General features: G+C 47.0%; 23 protein-coding genes. 9 read left to right on the plus strand and 14 right to left on the minus strand.

Annotation, left to right across the window (positions count from 1 at the left end):
• Positions 1 to 3: 3 nt before the first annotated feature.
• From ABF86_RS07700 to clpS, 6 genes are all read right to left on the minus strand, one after another.
• Positions 4 to 840: an ABC transporter permease gene (locus ABF86_RS07700; protein WP_011635072.1), complete on the minus strand. Its 837-nt coding sequence runs from the start codon at positions 838 to 840 to the stop codon at positions 4 to 6.
• A gap of 4 nt (positions 841 to 844) precedes the next feature.
• Positions 845 to 1,921: an ABC transporter substrate-binding protein gene (locus ABF86_RS07705; RefSeq protein ID WP_011635071.1), complete on the minus strand. Its 1,077-nt coding sequence runs from the start codon at positions 1,919 to 1,921 to the stop codon at positions 845 to 847.
• A 194-nt stretch (positions 1,922 to 2,115) separates the two neighbouring features.
• Positions 2,116 to 2,778, minus strand: coding sequence for an orotate phosphoribosyltransferase (gene pyrE / locus ABF86_RS07710; RefSeq protein WP_041353563.1), 663 nt, complete (start codon positions 2,776 to 2,778; stop codon positions 2,116 to 2,118).
• 93 nt (positions 2,779 to 2,871) lie between these two features.
• Positions 2,872 to 3,933: an ABC transporter substrate-binding protein gene (locus ABF86_RS07715; protein ID WP_011635069.1), complete on the minus strand. Its 1,062-nt coding sequence runs from the start codon at positions 3,931 to 3,933 to the stop codon at positions 2,872 to 2,874.
• A gap of 16 nt (positions 3,934 to 3,949) precedes the next feature.
• Positions 3,950 to 6,220 (minus strand): ATP-dependent Clp protease ATP-binding subunit ClpA, encoded by a 2,271-nt coding sequence (gene clpA, locus ABF86_RS07720; protein WP_011635068.1) that lies wholly within the window; start codon positions 6,218 to 6,220, stop codon positions 3,950 to 3,952.
• Position 6,221: 1 nt separating this feature from the next.
• Entirely contained in the window at positions 6,222 to 6,533 is a 312-nt protein-coding gene (clpS, locus tag ABF86_RS07725; RefSeq protein WP_011635067.1) for an ATP-dependent Clp protease adapter ClpS, read from the minus strand.
• A 373-nt stretch (positions 6,534 to 6,906) separates the two neighbouring features.
• Here clpS and ABF86_RS07730 point away from each other — a divergent pair, with 373 nt between their 5' ends.
• Positions 6,907 to 7,110 carry a cold-shock protein gene (locus ABF86_RS07730; protein ID WP_011635066.1) on the plus strand — a complete coding sequence of 68 codons (204 nt, stop codon included), beginning with the start codon at positions 6,907 to 6,909 and terminating at the stop codon, positions 7,108 to 7,110.
• Between the two features lie 138 nt (positions 7,111 to 7,248).
• Here the strand turns inward: ABF86_RS07730 and icd are convergent, their stop codons facing one another.
• The 8 genes from icd to ABF86_RS12440 all read right to left on the minus strand — a co-directional run bounded on the left by icd (position 7,249) and on the right by ABF86_RS12440 (position 14,195).
• Positions 7,249 to 8,496 carry an NADP-dependent isocitrate dehydrogenase gene (gene icd, locus ABF86_RS07735; RefSeq protein ID WP_011635065.1) on the minus strand — a complete coding sequence of 416 codons (1,248 nt, stop codon included), beginning with the start codon at positions 8,494 to 8,496 and terminating at the stop codon, positions 7,249 to 7,251.
• A 23-nt stretch (positions 8,497 to 8,519) separates the two neighbouring features.
• The gene (gene scpB / locus ABF86_RS07740; RefSeq protein ID WP_011635064.1) at positions 8,520 to 9,170 is read right to left on the minus strand and encodes an SMC-Scp complex subunit ScpB; all 651 of its coding nucleotides are present in this window, start codon (positions 9,168 to 9,170) and stop codon (positions 8,520 to 8,522) included.
• Positions 9,136 to 9,981 (minus strand): segregation/condensation protein A, encoded by an 846-nt coding sequence (locus tag ABF86_RS07745; RefSeq protein WP_011635063.1) that lies wholly within the window; start codon positions 9,979 to 9,981, stop codon positions 9,136 to 9,138. The genes scpB and ABF86_RS07745 overlap by 35 nt, the downstream gene beginning before the upstream one ends.
• Positions 9,981 to 11,183, minus strand: a complete 1,203-nt coding sequence (locus tag ABF86_RS07750) for a tryptophan--tRNA ligase (protein WP_011635062.1) — start codon at positions 11,181 to 11,183, stop codon at positions 9,981 to 9,983. Before ABF86_RS07750 ends, ABF86_RS07745 begins: the two co-directional genes overlap by 1 nt.
• 75 nt (positions 11,184 to 11,258) lie before the next feature.
• Complete coding sequence (locus ABF86_RS07755; protein ID WP_011635061.1) at positions 11,259 to 11,924, minus strand: site-2 protease family protein; 666 nt, start codon at positions 11,922 to 11,924, stop codon at positions 11,259 to 11,261.
• Positions 11,917 to 12,549, minus strand: a complete 633-nt coding sequence (locus ABF86_RS07760) for an L-threonylcarbamoyladenylate synthase (protein ID WP_011635060.1) — start codon at positions 12,547 to 12,549, stop codon at positions 11,917 to 11,919. The genes ABF86_RS07755 and ABF86_RS07760 overlap by 8 nt, the downstream gene beginning before the upstream one ends.
• Before the next feature lie 122 nt (positions 12,550 to 12,671).
• On the minus strand, positions 12,672 to 13,526 hold the full coding sequence (locus tag ABF86_RS07765; protein ID WP_164502684.1) for a 3',5'-nucleoside bisphosphate phosphatase: 855 nt from the start codon (positions 13,524 to 13,526) through the stop codon (positions 12,672 to 12,674).
• A 453-nt stretch (positions 13,527 to 13,979) separates the two neighbouring features.
• On the minus strand, positions 13,980 to 14,195 hold the full coding sequence (locus ABF86_RS12440) for a hypothetical protein (protein WP_041353562.1): 216 nt from the start codon (positions 14,193 to 14,195) through the stop codon (positions 13,980 to 13,982).
• 173 nt (positions 14,196 to 14,368) lie between these two features.
• On the opposite strand from ABF86_RS12440, the gene ABF86_RS07770 reads away from it, so the two are divergent.
• The 8 genes from ABF86_RS07770 to frr all read left to right on the plus strand — a co-directional run bounded on the left by ABF86_RS07770 (position 14,369) and on the right by frr (position 21,569).
• On the plus strand, positions 14,369 to 16,381 hold the full coding sequence (locus tag ABF86_RS07770; protein WP_074455722.1) for a TonB-dependent receptor: 2,013 nt from the start codon (positions 14,369 to 14,371) through the stop codon (positions 16,379 to 16,381).
• Positions 16,382 to 16,618: 237 nt separating this feature from the next.
• A complete protein-coding gene (locus ABF86_RS07775; RefSeq protein WP_011635057.1) occupies positions 16,619 to 16,930 on the plus strand; it encodes a cytochrome c in 312 nt (103 codons plus the stop codon).
• A gap of 103 nt (positions 16,931 to 17,033) precedes the next feature.
• Positions 17,034 to 17,720, plus strand: coding sequence for a helix-turn-helix domain-containing protein (locus ABF86_RS07780; RefSeq protein ID WP_240142269.1), 687 nt, complete (start codon positions 17,034 to 17,036; stop codon positions 17,718 to 17,720).
• Positions 17,721 to 17,934: 214 nt separating this feature from the next.
• Positions 17,935 to 18,690, plus strand: coding sequence for a 30S ribosomal protein S2 (rpsB, locus tag ABF86_RS07785; RefSeq protein WP_074455704.1), 756 nt, complete (start codon positions 17,935 to 17,937; stop codon positions 18,688 to 18,690).
• 72 nt (positions 18,691 to 18,762) lie between these two features.
• A complete protein-coding gene (tsf, locus tag ABF86_RS07790; RefSeq protein WP_011635054.1) occupies positions 18,763 to 19,647 on the plus strand; it encodes a translation elongation factor Ts in 885 nt (294 codons plus the stop codon).
• Between the two features lie 350 nt (positions 19,648 to 19,997).
• A complete protein-coding gene (locus ABF86_RS07795) occupies positions 19,998 to 20,141 on the plus strand; it encodes a hypothetical protein (protein ID WP_160803517.1) in 144 nt (47 codons plus the stop codon).
• A gap of 56 nt (positions 20,142 to 20,197) precedes the next feature.
• A complete protein-coding gene (pyrH, locus tag ABF86_RS07800) occupies positions 20,198 to 20,911 on the plus strand; it encodes a UMP kinase (RefSeq protein WP_011635053.1) in 714 nt (237 codons plus the stop codon).
• A gap of 100 nt (positions 20,912 to 21,011) precedes the next feature.
• Positions 21,012 to 21,569, plus strand: coding sequence for a ribosome recycling factor (frr, locus tag ABF86_RS07805; protein ID WP_011635052.1), 558 nt, complete (start codon positions 21,012 to 21,014; stop codon positions 21,567 to 21,569).
• Positions 21,570 to 21,572 lie beyond the last annotated feature (3 nt).

The raw sequence follows: 21,572 nt of genomic DNA on the forward strand, positions 1-21,572 counted from the left end.
GATTTACTGCACCCATTGCAATAGTCTGGCATTGATCAGCAATAACAGGCGATCAATGGCAAAACCAATGAAGCCAATGGCGAGAATGCCGACCATGACTAATTTCATGTTGTACATCTGCTGCGCCATGATGATCATGTACCCCAGGCCGGAGTTGAGGCCAGCCATTTCTCCTGCCAGAACAGCCATCCAGGCACCGAAGAACGACATGCGAATGGCTGTCATTGTGCTGGGGATGATGGCGGGCAGCCGTATATACCACCACATACGGATGCGTGAGGTACCCAAATTATGGGCGATTTTCAGATATTCATCCGGGATGCTATCTAGTGCGGCAATTAGCGAGAGCGTCATGGTTCCGAGTACTGCCATGAATACGATGAATACAGCGGCTGGGCCACCAATACCAATAACAACGATGGTGAAAGGGATCCAGGCCACCGGTGCGATAGGTGCAAGCGACTGGACAAGGGGCAAGATCAATCGTCGCAAAATGGGCAGCTCAATCACCATGATAGCGAGGCAGGATGAAACCAGGAGGCCGATCAGCATACCGGCACCCACGCGCCCCAGCGTGATGGTAGTAGACTCAAACAACCCGGTTTTCTGCTGACCGAACCCGATGGTGATGTTGCCGGAAAAGGCATACGGAATAGTTTCACTAGGAGGGGGCAGAATTTGCGGATTTAACCATTCCAGCCAGGAACCAAGCTCCCAGGATAGAATGATCAGCAACCAGGCCAGACAAAACCACAGGAAATTTGATTTAAAAAGCAGTTGGCTAACCCGGCCAGTTAGCGTGAGCTGGTGACCAGATTTTTCTGAAACATGAGGTTTCATGGCGTCAGGCCGGCTGGTATTGCAGATCCAGAACGGTATCAATGACATCCGGCTTCAGATAACCCAGTTCGGTCAGATATTTTGCTCCCTGACGCAGGCCGTTAACCCCCGTCTGGCTGATGACCGGATTGGGGAACTGGCGTTTGAGCGCAACGGATAATATCGGTCGTGGTACACCATAGATAGGCTGTAAATCATCCAGTACTGTTTCATAATCCTCAGCAAAGGCTCGGGCAGATTCTTGCAGAACCAGGAGGTAGGTTCTCAACACATCCTGCTGGCGATCAATAGTGCGGGTTCTGGTGGTGACAACACAGTCTGCCGCTTCAGGTCCCCATACTGAGTTGGAATCAGTCAAATAAACTGCCCCTTGTTCAGCGACAACATGCTCAGCATAAGGTTGCGCCAAGGTGCAGACATCCAGCGCCTTGTTGGCAATGGCTTCTCCCATGCCGATCATGCTCGGAAAGAAGGTCATGTGGTAGTCGTCATAGGATTTACCATGTTGTGACATGGTGCCGTATCCAACCAGCTCTAGCGTATCCAGCCGCAAGGTCCCCACACGCAGCCCTTTACCTGCTGCATCGATAAATTCTTCCACAGATCTGACCGAGCCATTGCGTGCAACCAGCTCGATGCCAGCCTGACCGGAGCCGCCAATAATGCGCAGGTCGGTAGTGCCAGCGGTGTAGGCGGCTGCTGTCATGGTCCACGGGCTGTGTATTATCTCAAGATTATTGGCGATCAGCGATTGCATGGCATCACCGGGGCTGTTGAATTGCGTCAGAACAACATTCAACCCTGCTTTGGTAAACTTTCCTCTTACTTTTGCCAACAGCAGATGAGAGACGCAGCCTGCTGGTAGATGTCCGACACGAATGACCGTGCCGCCCGCAGCGGCTTCGGTGCGCGTCGCAGCAGCCAGCAATCCGGCGCCAGCAGCAGTGACATAGAACATTCCACAGCCGCAGGTACACAAGAATCGGCGTCTTGATGGGATAAACAGCGCGTTGCCTGGCTCACGGATTGTCGGGGCAGTGGTGTTCTTTCGAATCAGACGACCAATAATGTTTTTTATCATGACTGGAATTCCCTATAAAAGTAGACTGATCGTTCTCTCCGTTTTGTATTGTAATCAGATTTCCTGGAAAAGCCAGCAAATATTTTTAACTTGATCGGAAGTGGGGAAAATAACAGCTAAACAAAAGATGTAACCAGGCTAAGAATAGTGATGGAATGACGTGTGATATGTACCTGTCCGCAGCGTTGTTGCTGCTACTGTCCGGAGCTAACCGATATTTTTGCGCCGTAGCGTGCGCGATAGGTTTCTATTGCTGGAATATGGCAGGTAAGATCGTGCCGGGTGTGTAAATAAGCGACGATATCATCCAGTGTGACCAGGGAAATGACCGGGATGTCGTATTGGTTTCTGATTTCTTGCAAAGTGGAGCATTCATTTTTGCCTTTTTCCATACGATCCAGCGCAACCATGATGCCGCATGGTGTGGCGCTGGCTGCGCGAATCATGGTGACAGATTCACTGACAGACAGGCCTGCCGATATGACATCATCGACAATCAAGATACGCCCGACCAGCGGAGCACCTACGATATTGCCACCTTCGCCATGATCCTTGGTTTCTTTGCGATTGAAGCTGAAAGGATGGTTATACCCAGCTTTGGCAAGGGCAATAACAACAGTACTGACTAGTGGAATGCCTTTATAGGCAGGGCCAAACAGGGCATCAAAGTGGATCTCAGAAGCAAGAATGGCCTGAGCGTAGAACTGCCCCAGTTGTTGCAGCGATTGGCCATCATTGAACAAGCCGGCATTGAAGAAATAAGGAGAGGGGCGACCTGCCTTGGTTTTGAAATTGCCAAAACGCAAGACGTTATACCGAAGAGCAAAATCAATAAATTCCTGTCGAAAATCCGCCATAGGTATCAGGTTGTGTATTAAATGATCAGAGTCAAGTTGATAGCTGCATGCAGCAGACTGTTTCATTCCGGGAAAGTATTTTTAAAGTCGGAATTAACGTAACTCCAGATAGTTTTGATCGGTGATTTTGCTCCATTCTTTTGCCTTGGTCAGGAACACTCGCTGACTTTCAATGACTTCACGGGCAACCGGTGATTTGTTAGCAACCTGCTGCAGCAGTTCATCGTTGGCCTTTTTGAAAGCCTGGAGTACATCGTCAGGAAAAGTGCGAATATGAATGCCATGTTCCTCACGCATTCTTCCCCAGACAAGGGCATTGCGGTAAAAGGACTCGGACAGCATATCAAGTGAGGCTTCCTTGGCAGCGACTGCGATGATGGTGCGCAGATCTTCAGGCAGCGCATCAAACTTTTCCTTATTGATGAGAAGATGAAGTTCAGCGCCCGGTTCGTGCCATCCAGTGTAATAGTAGGGAGCTATTTGCTGAAAGCCCATTTTTTCATCATTGGCGGGACCCAGCCATTCGACGGCATCAATTGTGCGGCGTTCCAATGCTGTATAGAGTTCACCAGGCGGGATGTTGACAGGTTTCATGCCGACTTTTTCTACCACCTCGCCGGCATGTCCGGGAATGCGCATCTTTAGCCCTTGCAGATCTTTCAGTGAGTGAATTTCGTTTCTAAACCATCCTCCCATCTGAATGTGCGTGTTTCCGGCCGGGAAAGCAACAATGTTGTGCCGGGCATAGATCTTATGCAGCAATTCCAGTCCGCCACCGTAGTAATACCAGGCGTTCATCTCGGTGGGGGTCATGCCGAACGGCGTTGTCGTGAAGAATGTGGTGGTCGGATCTTTGCCTTTATAGTAGTAGGAAGCAGTGTGGCCCATTTCGTATGCACCGATGCGCACAAAATCAAAAATTCCCAGAGCAGATTTGTGTCGGCCAGGTGCATCGACAGTAATGTGCATCCGCCCCCCTGACATTTTTTCGACATTTTCAGCGAAACGCCTGGCCGCATTGTGCAGTATCGGCGTTCCTTCCGGCCAAGACATGGCCAGACGCCACTTATACGTGGCGTCTGCATCAGCAGTCAGGGGGTATACGAAAATAAGAAGTGCAATGAAGAATGTACGGAAGCGTATCCGAAGGTTCATTTTATTCTTTTGGTTTTCAAGATGGGATGGGTGCAGCTACATTTTCCTTATTTTCAAATGTGAGAACAGCTTTGCCGTCTTCACCAATATCTACGGTTACCTTGCCACCGTTAACCAGTTGCCCGAATAACAATTCATCAGCAAGTGCCCGGCGGATAATATCTTGAATAAGCCGAGCCATGGGGCGAGCACCCATTAGCGGGTCAAATCCATGGCTGGCAAGATGACTGCGCAGGTTGTCGGTGAATGTAACATCCACTTTCTTTTCTTGCAGTTGTGCTTCGAGCTCTATCAGGAACTTGTCAACAACGCGCAATATAATGGCTTCTCCCAGTGGTGCAAACGAGATAATAGCGTCCAGCCGGTTACGAAACTCGGGCGTGAACAGCCGTTTGATTTCAATCATTTCATCTCCGGATTTTGCGTGTTTGGTAAATCCAATTACTGTCTTGGTGAGCGTATCGGCACCCGCGTTAGTCGTCATGATGATGATCACGTTACGAAAATCAGCCTTGCGCCCATTGTTATCCGTTAATGTTCCATAATCCATGATCTGGAGCATGACGTTGAAGATATCAGGGTGTGCTTTTTCAATCTCATCAAATAGCAGTACAGCGTGTGGTTGTTTGATGATCGTTTCAGTCAGCAGGCCTCCCTGATCGAATCCAACGTAGCCCGGCGGTGCACCGACCAGTCTTGAAACCGCATGGCGTTCCATGTATTCGGACATATCAAAGCGATGCAGAGGGATTCCGAGTATATAGGCAAGCTGACGTGCCACTTCAGTTTTTCCTACGCCGGTTGGTCCGGAAAACAGGAAGGAACCAATAGGCTTGCCGGTATTTCCCAGTCCACTGCGTGCCATTTTAATGGCAGCAGTGAGCGCATCAATTGCTGCATCCTGCCCGAAAACGATGGCCTTGAGGTCACGATCCAGTGTTTTCAGTTTATTGCGGTCATCATTGGAAACATTCTGTGGCGGTATCCGCGCTATTCCAGCAATAACATGCTCGATTTCCTGTTTGCCGATAATTTTCCGCTGTCTGGATTTGGGGAGCACTCGCTGGGCAGCGCCGGCTTCATCGATGACATCAATTGCCTTGTCTGGTAAGTGACGATCATTAATGAAACGTGCGGACAATTCTGCGGCTGCTGTTAGCGCGACTTCAGTGTATCTAACATTATGATGTTTTTCGTAGCGGGATTTTAGCCCGCGCAGAATCTCCACGGTTTCGCTGATATCAGGTTCAGAGATATCAATTTTCTGGAAGCGGCGAGACAAGGCGTGATCCTTCTCAAAAATGCCACGATATTCGTTGTAGGTAGTGGCCCCGATACATTTAAGCTGTCCGGAGCTGAGTGCGGGTTTGAGCAGATTGGATGCATCCAGCGTACCGCCCGATGCAGCACCAGCACCGATCAGAGTATGAATTTCGTCGATGAACAGAATTGCTTTGGGGTTGTCAGTGAGCTGTTTTAATACCGCCTTCAGCCGCTGTTCAAAATCGCCCCGATATTTTGTTCCGGCCAGTAACGCCCCCATGTCCAGGGCATAGACCTGATGATTGGCAAGTACATCCGGTACTCGATTTTCAGTAATTCTTCTGGCCAGCCCTTCGGCAATGGCAGTTTTTCCTACACCAGCCTCACCAACCAGCAGCGGGTTGTTTTTGCGGCGACGACATAATGTCTGAATGACTCGTTCAACCTCTTTTTCACGTCCAATCAGAGGATCTATTCGGTTAGCAGCTGCCTGGCTGTTCAGATTGATGGTGTAGCTTTCCAGCGGGCTGCCTGAATCCCGTTGCTCGCTGTCAGTACTGTCCTCATTTTTTTCAGATTCGCTGTTCTGTGCTGTCTTGTCTATCTTGTGGGAAATATAATTCACCACATCCAGTCGTGTTGCGCCTTTCTGCTGTAAAAAATAAACTGCGTGTGAATCTTTCTCGCCAAAAATTGCGACCAGGACGTTAGCACCGGTGACTTCTTTTTTGCCGGAGGATTGGACATGGAGAATCGCTCTTTGGATGACCCGCTGAAAGCCCAGAGTAGGCTGGGTGTCAACATCCCCAGATCCTTCTACTACTGGTGTATGGCGGGCAATATGATCCTGCAGGGACTTGCGCAAATCCTCGATATCAACTGTACAGGCAAGCAACACTTTTATAGCGCTGGGATTATCTAGCAGAGCCAGTAGCAGGTGTTCAACCGTAATGAATTCGTGACGTTTTTGTCGTGACTCGACGAAAGCCATATGCAAACTTACTTCCAATTCTTGCGCAATCATATTATTCCTTCTCCATCACACACATGAGTGGATGCTGATTTTGTTTTGAGAATTCATTGACCTGTTGTACTTTTGTGGCTGCAATATCGCCAGGATAAGTTCCACATATTCCTGCACCTTCAGTGTGAATTTTCAACATAATTCGGGTTGCCATTTCTTCATCCATGAAGAAAAAATGGCGCAACACCTTTACCACGAAATCCATGGGGGTAAAATCATCATTAATCAGTATTACCTTATATAAAGGCGGGGGGGTCAATCTGGTCTTGCCTTTTTCGATAACACTTTCAGGATTTCGGTTATTTGCTGCCATGGCTTACGTTTTCGATGTTCTGGGTCTGGTATTTTATAAGAAAAATATTTAATCAGTACTGACTTCTGTATTCTAACCGCTAACCCGATCTTTCCGGTGCTTATAGCTACCTTGTTTCCCGGAATCATCTGGGTCGATTACGACAAAGTTCCTGCCTTCCTTGAGTGATTAGTCAGGTAGTTATTTGTCTCATTTCATAAGTGAAAATTTGTAGCATCAACATCATATCTTTGCTTGACTTGGGACATATTTTGCGTAAAACTGCAACCGGCGTTTGGCTTCAAGTTTTCTGCAGTACTGGTTAGAGCCGTTTGCGGTCTTGAAATTCAAATAGTATCAGGGTATCCGGCCCAGTTTTTTATAGGAAGTAGAAATGGCAACAGGCACAGTAAAATGGTTTAATGATTCTAAAGGATTTGGTTTTATTACACCGGATGACGGCAGCGAGGATTTATTCGCGCATTTTTCCGCAATCAATATGTCAGGCTTCAAGACCCTGAAGGAAGGCCAAAAAGTAAGCTTTGAAGTTACGCAAGGACCAAAAGGCAAGCAAGCTTCAAATATTCAAGCTCCCTGATTCTGACGGTGTAAGAGCCGACCTTTCGGGTTAGTTTTCCCCCGGCCTGAAGTTTTTATAATGCCAGGCCGGGGGTTGATTTCTGAAATAAGCTGACTGAAGTAAATGTTACAGAGAATATCAGTCTAATAAGTTCTATTACATTCTTTGTATCATTGCACTCCCAAATTCTGAAGAAGTGGCCTGCCTGGCATTCGGTGTAAGTCTTGCCAGATCATAGGTCATGATTTTGTCTTGTATCGTTTTCTCCATTGAGCTGATAATGATATCGGCTGCTTCGTGCCAGTTAATGTATCTGAGCATCATTTCTGCTGACAGGATGATTGATCCTGGATTGACTTGATCCTTGCCAGCGTACTTTGGTGCTGTGCCGTGTGTCGCCTCAAATATCGCTATGCTGTCGCTCAAATTTGCTCCGGGAGCGATTCCGATACCACCCACCTGTGCAGCCAGAGCGTCAGAAATATAGTCACCATTTAAATTAAGTGTGGCGATAACATCGTATTCATCCGGACGCAGCAAGATTTGCTGGAGGAAGGCATCAGCAATAACATCCTTGATGGTAATTTCATTACCATCATACCGCAGTTTCATCCACGGACCGCCATCCAGTAATTCTGCGCCAAATTCTTTTGCTGCTAGTTCGTAACCCCATTTCTTGAAAGCCCCTTCTGTGAATTTCATAATATTTCCTTTGTGCACCAAGGTGACAGAGCGCCGTTTATGGTCAATCGCATACTGAATGGCTTTCCTGATCAAACGTTCGCTGCCTTCTTTTGAAACCGGTTTTATCCCGATCGCAGAAGATTGAGGAAATCGGATCTTGGTGATTTCCATTTCTGTTGTCAGGAAATTAATTACTTTTCCAACAGCTGCTGTTCCAGCTTCCCATTCGATGCCCGCATAGATATCTTCCGAGTTTTCGCGAAATATGATCATATCTACTTTCTCCGGTTGTTTGACCGGGCTGGGAACCCCTTGGAAATACCGTACCGGGCGCAGACAAACATACAGATCCAGCAGTTGGCGTAATGCTACATTGATTGACCGAATGCCACCGCTTACTGGTGTGGTCAATGGCCCCTTGATGGATACCACAAATTCCTTTGCTGCTTGCAAGGTTTCGTCTGGCAGCCAGACATCCTGTCCATAGACGCGAGTCGATTTCTCACCCGCGTAAATTTCCATCCAGGAAATTTTCCGGGAATCACCATATGCTTTTTTTACTGCGCCATCGATCACTTTGATCATGACGGGTGTGATATCTATACCTGTACCATCTCCCTCAATAAAAGGGATGATCGGGTTATCTGGTACGATCAGGGTAGAGTCATTTTTTACCTGAATTTTGCTGCCGATGGCCGGTACCTTGATATGTTGATACATCGTGTCTCCAAGAAGTTAAAAAATTATATTGACTCATGAATGCTGGACTCGCCGGACTCTTGATCTATTCTCTGATCGTTTAACTTTTCCTCTGCAGATATATTCAGGGAATTAAAATTTTCCAGGGAGGGCAGCTGTTCCAGCGATTGCAAATTCAGATCATCAAGAAAATGCCGGGTGGTTGCATAAAGATAAGGCTTGCCCGGTATCTCGCGTTGCCCAATAGTTTCAATCCAGCCGCGTGATTCCAGGGTTTTAATAACTTGTGTAGAAACCGCTACCCCCCGGATTTCTTCAATATCTCCACGGGTGACGGGTTGTCGGTAGGCGATGATGGCTAATGTTTCCATTACTGCACGCGAATAACGGGGTGGCCTTTGTGGGTTAAGTCGATCCAGGAAAATTTGCATTTCAGGCTTGCTTTGGAAACGCCAGCCTCCAGCAACTAAAACCAATTCTATTCCGCTGTTACACCATTTCTCATCCAGGATTGTCAGGGATTCATGCAGCATTTTTTTATCAATATTACCCTCAAAGAGTTTCTTGAGATCATTAATGGTCAAAGGCTCAGACGTGGTTAACAATGCGGCTTCAACAACCCTGACGACCTGATCATTCAGCGAAAGAACCAGGTTCGCTTCAATTGGCTCGGTCAGAATGGCAGGTGTGGACATAAATTGTTCCAAAGCGATCTGATTGAACAATATCAACCAGCGCTTCCCGGGCCAGCTCCAGCAACGCAAGGAAACTGGCTACAAGTTTATGAATATTGGAGATATTACTGAATAATTCAGTAAAGGAAGCACTGCCTCGAGGCTGCAGATTTTTCAGAATTTCACTCATGCATGCTCGTACAGAGATGGCTTCATATCGGATGGTGTGGTTGCGGTTAAGTTTGAGGCGTTCCGTCAGTGCAAGCCAGGTATCACACAAATCCTGAGGATTGACATCAGGGAACTGTCTTTCGGCAATGAAATCTGTCCAGACAGAGGTCAACATAAAATCTTTACCGACAAGCGGGAGGTTATGTAGGTGGATAGCCGCTTGCTTGATGCGTTCATATTCCAAGAGCCGTTGTACCAGCTCTGCCCGGGGATCGGCTTCCTCTTCCTGAATGATGGCCGGGTGCGGTAGCAGCATGCGAGATTTGATATCGATCAGTAACGCAGTCATGAGCAAATACTCAGCCGCCAGCTCAAGCTGATCCGCACGCATGGTTTCAACATAAGCGATATATTGCCGCGTGAGTTCGGCCATGGGGATATCAAGAATATCCAGGTTATGCTTGCGGATCAGATAAAGCAGCAGATCAAGCGGTCCTTCAAAGGTTTCCAGAAAAACCTGGAGTGCCTCGGGTGGAATGTATAAATCTTGTGGAATCTCCAGTAGCGGTATGCCTTGTACTCTTGCAATCGGGTCGTTCAGCGCAGCGTTATCCAATATATTCCCGGTGTCTGCAAGGGTTTGTCTGGATATGTCATTCATCACGGATACCCGATCCCCAGTGCCGCTCTGACATCCCGCATGGTTTCTTCTGCCAGTTGATTGGCTTTTTCACATCCTTCGGCGACAATTTTTTTTACTTGAGCAGGGTCTTCCTGATACATTTTGGCACGTTCCAGAATAGGCGCCTGTTCTTCCCGTATTGATTGAATGATCGGTTGTTTACATTCCAGGCACCCGATCCCTGCGGTTGTGCAGCCTTGCCATACCCATTTCCGGGCATCTTCTGATGAATAAAGCTGGTGGAATTGCCATACCGGGCATTTCTCCGGGTTACCAGGGTCGTTGCGGCGGACGCGTGCTGGATCAGTCGGCATGGTGCGAATTTTTCGAGCAATACTGTCCACATCTTCGCGCAAACCAATTGTGTTGCCATACGATTTGGACATCTTCTGGCCATCCAGACCAGGCATTTTGGACGCTTTGGTCAATAGCGTTTGTGGCTCAGGCAAAATGACCTTGCTTCTTCCTTCCAGATAGCCGGATAGCCGCTCGCGATCATCCATGCTGAGATTTTGTTGTCCCTTCAGCAGTAATCTGGCTTCGGATAGCGCATTTTCGTCACCTTGTTCCTGATAGCGGTTACGCAGTTCACCATAAAGCTTTCCTTTTTTAGAGCCCATTCTTTTGATGGCTTGCGTTACTTTGTTCTCGAAATCCGGTTCTTTACCAAAGATATGGTTAAACCGGCGGGATACCTCACGCGTAAACTCCAAATGAGGCGCCTGGTCTTCTCCTACAGGAACAAGATTGGCCCGGTAAACCAGTATGTCAGCGCTTTGTAGGAGGGGATACCCGAGAAAACCGTAGGTGCTGAGATCCTTCGCAACAAGTTTTTCCTGCTGATCCTTGTAAGTAGGGACACGTTCCAGCCAGCCAAGCGGGGTAATCATTGATAATAATAAGTATAACTCGGCGTGTGCGGGGACTTTCGACTGAATGAACAAGGTTGCTTGTGCAGGATCTACCCCTGCTGCCAGCCAATCGACCACCATGTTCCAGCTATGCTGCTCAATGATTTCAGGGGAGTCGTAATGAGTCGTCAATGCATGCCAATCAGCTACAAAAAAGAGGCATTCATATTTCTGTTGCAGGGCCAGCCAGTTTTTCAATACACCATGGTAATGTCCCAGATGTAGATTTCCTGTAGGGCGCATGCCTGAGAGAACGCGATCAACAAACATTTTTACAGAGCTCCGGATAGCATGGAATCGAAGAAAAAATATAAGGGTGTCTGGTGAAACGTAGAAAAATACTATTTATACATAAAGACCAAAAAGTATGACGATCATCTGCTTGGTGATTGTAATTAGAGGCCACAGCACCACACCCAGGACACCGCTGACGAGTAGCACCAGCAAAATTACGAAACCATAAGGTTCAATTTGGGCAAATTTCCAGGCAAGCTTGTTGGGCAGCAGACTTACTGCAATACGCCCACCATCAAGCGGTGGCAGAGGTAAGAGGTTCAGTACCATCAAAACCACATTGATTTCGATACCAGCAATACCCATTAGTATCATGGGTTTGACATAAATGCCGTCAGGTGCGTTGATTCCGAATTTGATGATGGCTGCCCAGAAGAAAGCCATCAACAGGTTGGCGCCCGGGCCGGCGGCAGCTACCCACAGCATGTTTTTTTTGGGCTGTCGTAACTGGTTGAAATTAACAGGAACCGGTTTGGCCCAGCCAAAAAGCAGGCCGTTACCCATTACCAGTTTGCTGGCCAGGAACATCATTAAGGGAAGCAGGATAGTGCCAAAGGGATCGATGTGCCTGAGCGGATTCAGGCTGATACGCCCGGCTTTTTCTGCGGTCAGATCACCAAAATGCCGGGCAACGTAGCCGTGGGCGGCCTCATGCAATGTGATGGCAAAAATAACAGGCAGTGCGTAAATAGCGATACCTTGAATGATGTCATCCATTTGTGATTCCGAAGGGTGAGAGATCTCCTTTTCCAAGGCGGGCGATTCTCGGGGTTGCTTCCGTCAGGTCAATTACCGTAGTCATGTTGGTGCCACATGAGCCGGCATCCATGATTAACTCGACCTGATGTTCCAGGCGCTGGCGTATTTCTTCGGCATCATTTAGTGGCAGCTCGTCCTCTGGGAGGATAAGTGTTGAACTCAGCAGAGGTTCATTTAATTCGGCTAATAATGCCTGTGTGACAGGGTGCTCAGGGATGCGTAGCCCGATTGTATGTCGCTTGGGATGTTGAAGCCGGCGCGGGACTTCGCGGCTCGCAGTCAGAATAAAAGTATAACTGCCGGGTGTGGTAGCTTTAAGCAGACGATATTGCGCATTATCTACTTTGGCATACGTTGCTATTTCCGCCAGATCCCGGCACACCAGTGTGAAATTATGATCCTGACCCACTTTTCGGATGGTGCGTATACGATCCATTGCCTCCTTGTTGCCGATCTGGCAACCCAGTGCATAACAGGAATCGGTCGGATAAACAATTATGCCGCCTTCGCGAACGATATCAGCTGCCTGGCGGATAAGTCTTAAGTGAGGTGTTTGTGGGTGTATGGAAAAAAATTGAGCCATGGCTATTTTTTAAGCGGTTATATAAGGAAATTACAGCAGCTTCATGATCGAGTGAAATAGGATAATTTTCCAGAGAATAATAATCTGGTTTATCCGGCTTGCTTATATTTGTGGTTACTGTATTAACTTTCCTGAATGTCTGGAATTTTCCATTCTGACCATATTGGGGTACATTCGGGCGGTAATGCAGGTAACCGGCCCAGATCAAAGTAACTTTCTCCCGGGCCGTGGTAGTCGGATCCGCACGACGCATATAGATTCATGTGAGAAGCCAGTTGTGCAAATTGCCGAGTTTGTTCGGGCGTATGGCTGGAAGAGACAACCTCTATTCCTGTGCCTCCCAGCTCACAAAATTCGCTGAGTAATTGTTCGAGCAAGTTATTACCCAGCTTGTAGCGAGCTGGATGGGCAATAACAGCCTGACCTCCACTGCCACGGATCCAGTCTATGGCTTCGCTCAGGCTGGTCCATACGTGTGAGACATAACCGGGCTTGCCTTTAACCAGGAATTTCTTGAATACGGATTTGACGTCCTTGGCGTATCCCTGGCTAGCCAGGAAGCGGGCGAAGTGTGTGCGACCGATCAATCTGCTTTCACCAGCCTGGGCGCGAGCCCCCTCAAGGCTGCCATGAATACCGTATTTATCCAGTTGTGCAGCAATTGCTTGTGCCCGATCCATACGGCCATCCCGGATTTCTTCTAGTCCATCTGCCAGGGGTGGATGCTCGGGGTTGATTCCAAGTCCTATGATGTGTAAAGTTCGGCTGTGCCACGTGACAGAGATCTCAACGCCGTTGATTAATGTGATATTTTCCTGCAGGGCACAGTGGCGGGCTTCACTCAACCCGGCAATATCGTCATGATCTGTTAATGCCAGTATATTTACACCGCGCGAGGCAGCGTGCGCCAATAATCGGGAGGGTGATAACATCCCATCGGATATGGTTGAGTGGCTGTGCAAGTCAATGTTTAGCATCGAAGAATATGTGATCACAAGGTTCCTCATCATAGCAAAACAGCCATAATAAAAATAGCTTACTTAACGGGCACAGGTGTTGTGGGTAGCAACTATTGTCGTGTTTTTACTGGGAGCTTTTATGTATATACATCTCACAGATGAACTAACGGCTGCGTTGCAACTTGTTTTTACGAGTGCTTTTTGGACAGCATTTGTTGCTGCCAGTAAATAATTGAGCTGTTTCTTGTGATGGCGGGTAAATATGCGCCAGAGTCAGAATATGGCGTATATGTATAGATGGTAAGGCTGATTAATCTTGCATGCCTGCAAGAGAGGCTGTTTGTTCTGATTTTATTTTGCCTGCATAGCCTTCATTGTATTTTGCGACATATCTTTCAAACAAGAAGGCTATGCATGACATGATACAGGCCACGCTGACAGTGCTGGTAAGCTGTTTGTAATTATGAAGTTTTAAGGTTGACTCTTTTCTTCTTTGGCTGAAGATGAGCTGGTAGCCATTCCTTCAGGTTCCTCTATAGCATCGAGATCTGGGGCGGAATCACGCTCCATGAAAGCTGAGGGAGGTGGTTTCTCCATTGAGTGCCCGTCAAGGCTTTTTTTCTCTTCGCAGGCACTTAACGCCAAGATGGCTGCGCATGCGATTGCTAAAAATGAAAATCTAAACATTTAAACCTCCTATGTTCATCGTTTTGTTTACGAGTACTAGCATAATCGAACTTTTCCGTTTATTCAAATTTGATTCAGGAAAGCCGAAGGCTTTAACCGCTCTGATAATGTTTGCAGGGCTGTTGATTTCGTTTTGTGCTTGCGCCCGGGATGTATCGGAGGTGTCCAATGGTATGGTATTTGGGTCTGCAGCAACTGAGTCCATATCACTTAAACCTATCGTGGTGACGGCTGATCCTTTAAGTGGAACTCAGGCAGATATACCCAAGCCTGTATCAATTTTGCAACGAGAACGTATTCAAACACATGATTTACGTAACATTGGTGAGGCAGTTTCTCAGGAGTTGGGTGTGTCCAGCAGTGATTTCGGGCCGGCAGTCGGTCGCCCGATAATCCGCGGCCTGGGTGGCGCGCGGGTGCGGGTGCTGGAGGATGGTGTCGGTACGATGGATGTTTCCACGGTCAGCCCTGATCATGCCGTGGCAGTAGAGGCATTGTTTGCCGATCAGGTTGAAATTTTTCGCGGGCCTTCGGCTTTGCTTTATGGCTCCGGAGCCAGTGGTGGGGTGGTGAATGTCGTGAATCAACGAATACCAGATCATATTCCTGATAAAACGGAGGGAGATCTGTATGGGCATTACAGTTCGGTTGCTGATGATTTTACGGGAGCATTCCGACTTAATACGGGGGGCGGACATTTTGCCTGGCATCTGGATGGAATGAAGCGGCACACCGGGAATTATTCGATACCCGGTTTCGCGCAGATTGAGCCAGAGCCCAGTGCGAGAAAAGGTGTGCTTGAGAACAGTGATGTCCGGACAGAAAATTTTTCCAGTGGTTTGTCTTATATTGATGAACGGGGGTTTTTAGGGATTGCGGTTAGTCGCTTTATTAATCACTATGGTGTGCCCGGACATGATCACGGGCATGACGAAGATTTGCATGATGACGATGTTGCGCCGGGCCATGAAGAAGGGGCGCGAATCAGACAAAAACAGACGCGTTTTGATATGAAGGGAGCATTAAATCGACCTTTGCCCGGGTTGCAGAAAATAAAACTGCGCTGGGGTTATAACGATCATGCGCATCGGGAATCGGGAGATGATGGGAGCGGAACATTGCTGTTAAATCGTGAGTGGGATGGTCGGCTTGAGATGCTGCACCAGCCCTTAAACAATTGGAAGGGCGTGCTGGGATTACAATACCAGAACCGCAATCTTGCTACTGCTGGTGAAGAAGCCTTTGTTCCCGATTCTCGCTTGGATTCACTGGGAATGTTTTTGCTGGAAAAACTGGATGTCGGACGCTGGATTGTTGAAGTGGGTGGGCGCTTTGAACATCAATGGACAGAGCGTAAAAATGACGCTGTCGCAGTCAGTCATAACATATTCAGTATTTCGAGTGGTGCAACGTGGAAATTTCAGGAGGATTATTCGCTGGGCGGGAGTCTTTCCTACGCGCTGCGCGCCCCGGCATTGGAAGAGCTGTATTCCAACGGGCCGCATCTGGCCACAAATACATTTGAAGTGGGCAAAACTACGCTCTCGCCGGAAAAGACCAGTAGTATTGATCTGTCTCTGAGCAAACAGAACGGGAATTTAAACTGGACACTTAACCTGTTTGCTAAACGGATCAATGATTTTATATTTTTACGGGAATCAGATTTGACAGGTGACAGATTGCCGGATCGTGTTGATATCAAGGGTGCGTTGGATAAGGATGGCTTGTTATTACTGAATTACGATCAGAGTAATGCAAATTTCATAGGAGCGGAATTCGAGACGAATATTCATCTGCTAAACGATCGTCACGGCAAACTGGATTTGCGATTGTGGACTGACTACGTGCGTGGGCGGCTGTCCACAGGGGGATATTTGCCACGGATAACGCCACTTCGTTTTGGTGGGGCGCTCGATTATGTCTATGGCCCCTGGCGAGGGAAGGTTGATGTGATGCAAGTATACAAACAGACTGATACCGCTTCACTGGAAACAGCTACTGCCGGCTATACGATGCTGAATATTCAGCTGGATTACGGGTTTGACTGGGGAGAGATGAATTGCAGCCTGTTCGTGCGAGGCTCCAACTTGTTAAATGAAGAGGCGCGGCGACATACCTCCTTTTTAAAGGATCGCGCGCCATTGCCCGGGCGTTCTGGTCTTGCGGGAGTGCGTGTGAATTTTTAGGATGAATACTATGATGAACTCAGGCTTCCGGGGTGGCTGAAATTCATTGATTCATTGCAAGCTTTTTGTTCGCAACGATTATGCTGTTTTCATATTTGATATATTCGAGATAATCAATTGATTTTAATATGTTTTTATAGGAATTAATCCGATGGAATGGTAAGTATGCTAGACTTGACCGGTTGCCTGTAAGCTTGACTGTTTTTAGAAATATTATTATTGATAGATACTGGAAAAATGAAAACTATTTTGCCTGTGATGCTGCTTGGTTTTGTGTTGTTTGCGTTGGGTGGTTGCACTAGAAATAATGACTACATGCCATTATCAGGCGCGACAGGTGAAAAGATTTTTAAGGAAGCCTGTGTGCAGTGTCATACGCCTGTAAGCGGCAACGTAATGATATTGAGGCCCGAGATGGCTAATGCGGATGCTATCATGGAAAGAGTGAAGAATGGCAAAGGAATCGGGATGCCCGCTTTTCCAAATTTGACAGGGGATTCTGCGCAGAGTCTGGCGGAGTATGTGCTGATAAATAGTGTGACTAGATAAATCAGTGCTGGTTTTTATTCCTCTCTAAATTAAGGTGGGAGTCGTTTTGTATAACTGCGCAATGCCTGGTAATTCCACTGTCCTGCAGCAAAAATCCGACTGTATGACTTGCAGTTTTCGAGAGTTGTGTCTGCCGGTGGGGTTGACTGATGAGGAAATAGAGTATCTTGGTAATCTGATTAATTATAAATTCAAGGTGCGGAGAGGCGAGTATTTGTCGCATGCCGGATCTGATTTCAAGTCACTCTACGCAGTAAAAAACGGCTCCTTTAAAACTTGTGTGCTGAAGGTGGATGGGCGCCAGCAGGTGACTGGCTTTTATATGACAGGCGAGCTGCTGGGACTGGATGCGATCAGTCCGGAGAAGCATACTTGTGACACGGTTGCGCTGGTTGATAGTGAAGTCTGTGAAGTGCCTTTCAAAAAACTTGAGGAAATCGGGCAAAATATTCCTTCATTGATGAGTCAGCTTCACAAGATTATGAGCCGTGAAATTGTGCAGGACAGAGGGGTTATGATGCTACTGGGCAGCATGCGGGCAGAAGAACGGCTGGCTGCTTTTTTGCTTAACCTATCTACCCGCCTGGCCAGACGGGGGTATTCGCCAACGGATTTTATTTTGAGAGCAACAAGGGAAGATATTGGCAGTTATCTGGGGCTCAAGCTGGAAACAGTCAGCCGATCATTCTCCAAGCTGCAGGAGGAAGGGCTTATCACGGTTAATATCAAACATATCACATTACATGACGTTGATAAGTTGAACCTCAGAATTGGTAATTCAGCGGACTGATTTCGGTTTCATCCGATTTGAAAAATGAGTTTTCTTGAGCACAGGATCTGCCATGTTATAATGGCGTGCGGTGCCAGAGGTGATTTTCTGCGCCGAGGAAATTTCTTGTTTTATTAACTTTTTATAACATAATTTACAATTCGCACTTATCAAAATAGGGTGCCTTCATTAAGGAAGTACGTCGATAAGTAGCGGTTAACCCTAGGGAGAATGCATGTCAGTTACTATGCGGCAAATGTTGGAAGCGGGTGTTCATTTTGGTCATCAAACCCGTTTCTGGAACCCGAAAATGGCGCCATATATTTTTGGCCAGCGTAATAAAATTCATATCGTTAATCTTGAGCATACGCTTGTCATGTTCAGAGATGCGCTGGATTATGCCCGCAGGTTAGCAGCGAACAAAGAAACAATTCTTTTCGTGGGAACCAAGCGTCAGGCACGTGATATTGTTAAAGAAGAAGCAATCCGGTGTGGCGCTCCTTATGTTAATCAGCGCTGGTTGGGAGGGATGCTGACCAATTTCAAGACGATCAGGCAATCGATCAAGCGTTTGCAAGATATGGAAAAAATGGTGCAAGACGGAACATTAAACAAGCTGGTAAAGAAAGAGGCTCTTGATTTTCAGCGTGAATTAGAAAAATTGAACGCCAGTCTTGGCGGCATCAAGGAGATGAAAGGGCTGCCGGATGCCATGTTTGTGATTGATGTGGGGTATCAGAAAGGCACGATTATCGAGGCGAATAAACTGGGTATTCCGGTCGTGGGTGTAGTAGATACCAATCATAACCCGGCCGGTATTCAATATGTGATACCGGGAAATGATGACTCCAGCCAAGCGATACGACTTTATGCGCGCGCCATGGCGGATGCCATTCTGGAGGGGCGCAACCAAGCCATCCAGGAAATTGTCGAGATGGGTAAAACTGATAGTGAAGTTCTGTCTGGTCAAGATCTGTCTGCAGATGCATAAATGATCTCCGTTACCACCTCTTATTGAAATAGATTATTCAAAGTTTTTGTATTAACCGGATCCGGAGTCAGTATGGCAGAGATTACTGCAAGCATGGTTAAAGAATTGCGCGAGCTTACCGGCTTGGGCATGATGGAATGTAAAAAAGCCTTATCCGAGGCTGGTGGAGATATGAAAGCCGCTGAGGATTTATTGCGGATCAGAAGTGGAGCCAAAGCGAGTAAAGCGGCTGCTCGTATTGCTGCAGAAGGAGTTATTAGCGGATTTATTACCGTTGATGGCAAACAGGGAGCGCTGATAGAGGTTAACTGTGAAACCGACTTTGTTGCCAAGAATGAAGATTTCATCAATTTTGCCGGCGATCTGGCGAAGCTGATGGTGAGTCAAAGTGTTTCAGATACAGCATTATTGGCTGAAATGCCTCTGGCTGGTGGAGAAACGGTTGAATCTGTTCGCAAGGCTTTGATTATGAAGCTGGGCGAAAATATTAGTATTCGTCGTGGGATCAGTTACCATGCCGAAGGTCGTCTCGCGATGTATCTACACGGGAGCAGGATCGGTGTAATGGTTGATTATTCGGGGGGAGACGAAGCCTTGGGTAAAGATATAGCCATGCATATTGCGGCCAGCAAGCCTGTTTGCGTATCAAGTGCACAAGTCCCCGTTGATTTACTTGAGCATGAGCGTCAGATATTTACTGCCCAGGCAGCAGAAAGTGGCAAACCGGCTAATATAATTGAGAAAATGGTGGAAGGGCGAGTTACCAAATATTTGGCAGAAGTTACATTGTTAGGCCAGCCTTTTGTTAAAGATCCCGAGCAGACTGTTGAGAAGCTGTTAAAAACAAAATCTGCTGAAGTCAGCAATTTTACACTGTACGTTGTAGGTGAGGGAATCGAAAGGAAATCTGATGATTTTGCAGCTGAGGTTATGGCGCAGGTAAGTCAGTCAAAATAAGAATGTTTTCCAGCGATTGGTTTGACCGGGCATGTGGCAGAGGTAAATGATAACTTATCACTATAAGCTAGGATCTGTTGAGATTCAGTATCTGGTGTAGGTGGGTTGTGCTACAACCTGAGCCTGTTCATCAGGCGTAAATTCTGTATATTTTCTATAGGTTTCTAATGGATTATTGGGGCTCAATTCACGTATGAACAGAGGCGCAGTGAGTAAAGATGGACCCCTGTTGTTTAGGCCAGGCAGACGATCCGGACGCGGCGATACGAACAATCGTCAGTTGGTAGAGACCGTGTATGGATAATACGCACAGGCAGTTCCTGGCGCGATTTGTCAGTCGAATTTAGCAAATGGAACACGATCTTTCTTTCAGGCGTATTTTGTGCAATAACAAGACCGACCGCAACTTCTTGTCAGCCATTTCCCTATCTACTGTCATCATTTCAGGTGAATCTCAACAGAATCTGGAGTGGCTGTTGATGGTGTATGAATAGCGGCGTGATCAATTTTCAGGAAGACTTTACGATAAATCTCCATTACACGAGCATATATGCCAGCCGTCTATAAACGTATTTTATTGAAGTTGTCGGGCGAGGCTCTTATGGGTGATGCGCAGTATGGCATTGATCGTACAGTGGTTGAGCGTATCGTTGTCGAGATTGCCGGAGTGTTGCAGTTAGGCGTTGAGGTTGCGATTGTGGTAGGTGGGGGTAATATTTTTCGTGGCATGAAATCCGCGGGAGATGGCATGGATCGCGTAACAGCTGACTATATGGGAATGCTTGCTACCACCATGAATGCTTTAGCATTACACGATGCGATGAGGCGGAATGGCGTCGTCTCACGGGTACAATCAGCTTTGCGGATAGATCAGGTCGTGGAACCTTATATTCGTGGCAAGGCTTTACGTTATTTAAATGAACGTAAAGTGGTCATATTTGCTGCGGGGACTGGTAATCCTTTTTTTACTACGGATACAGCAGCTGCCTTGCGTGGTATGGAAATGAATGCCAACATAGTTCTCAAGGCGACCAAAGTTGATGGGATTTATACCAGTGACCCTTTTGAAAATAAAGATGCACAACGTTTTCGTAACCTGACTTTTGATGAGGCAATTAATAAAAACCTTCAGGTAATGGATGCTACTGCACTGACCTTGTGCCGTGATCAGAAACTTCCCATCAATGTATTCAGTATTTTTAAGACCGGAGCACTCAAACGAGTTATCATGGGTGAAGATGAAGGGACTTTGGTAATTATTTGAATTTTTGGACATTATCTAAAATATCGTTATTCCTCGCGGTATATGGCAGAGCACATGTGCATTGTTGTAATCGCTTTTTAATGTCAATATCTACTTAAATATGATTGCTGATATAAAAAAGGCTACTGAGCAGAAAATGCAAAAAAGCCTGGATGCACTTAAAGTTGATTTCAGCAAAGTAAGAAGTGGACGTCCACATACAGGGCTGCTGGATCATATAACAGTTGACTACTATGGAACACCTACACCGATCAGACAGCTTGCGAATGTAACTCTGGCTGATGCGCGGACTATAGGCGTTATTCCATGGGATAAAAAAGCATTTTCAGCCATTGAAAAAGCGATACGAGATTCTGATATGGGCTTGAATCCGATGACTGCGGGTGAAATGGTGAGGGTGCCTATGCCTCCCTTGACAGAAGAAAGACGCAAGGACTTGACCAAGATTGTTAGAACGGAAGCGGAAACAGCTCGTATCGCGATGAGGAATATTCGGCGTGATGCTAATACCCAGTTGAAAGAATTGTTGAAGGACAAGTTGATCGCGGAAGATGAAGATCGCCGTGCGCAGGATGATATCCAGAAACTGACAGACCGATATATTGCCGAGGTAGACAAGCTGCTGCAAGCCAAAGAAGCAGAATTGATGGCTGTCTGATAT

It is taken from the genome of Nitrosomonas sp. GH22, assembly GCF_009833115.1.
Taxonomy (GTDB): domain Bacteria; phylum Pseudomonadota; class Gammaproteobacteria; order Burkholderiales; family Nitrosomonadaceae; genus Nitrosomonas; species Nitrosomonas eutropha.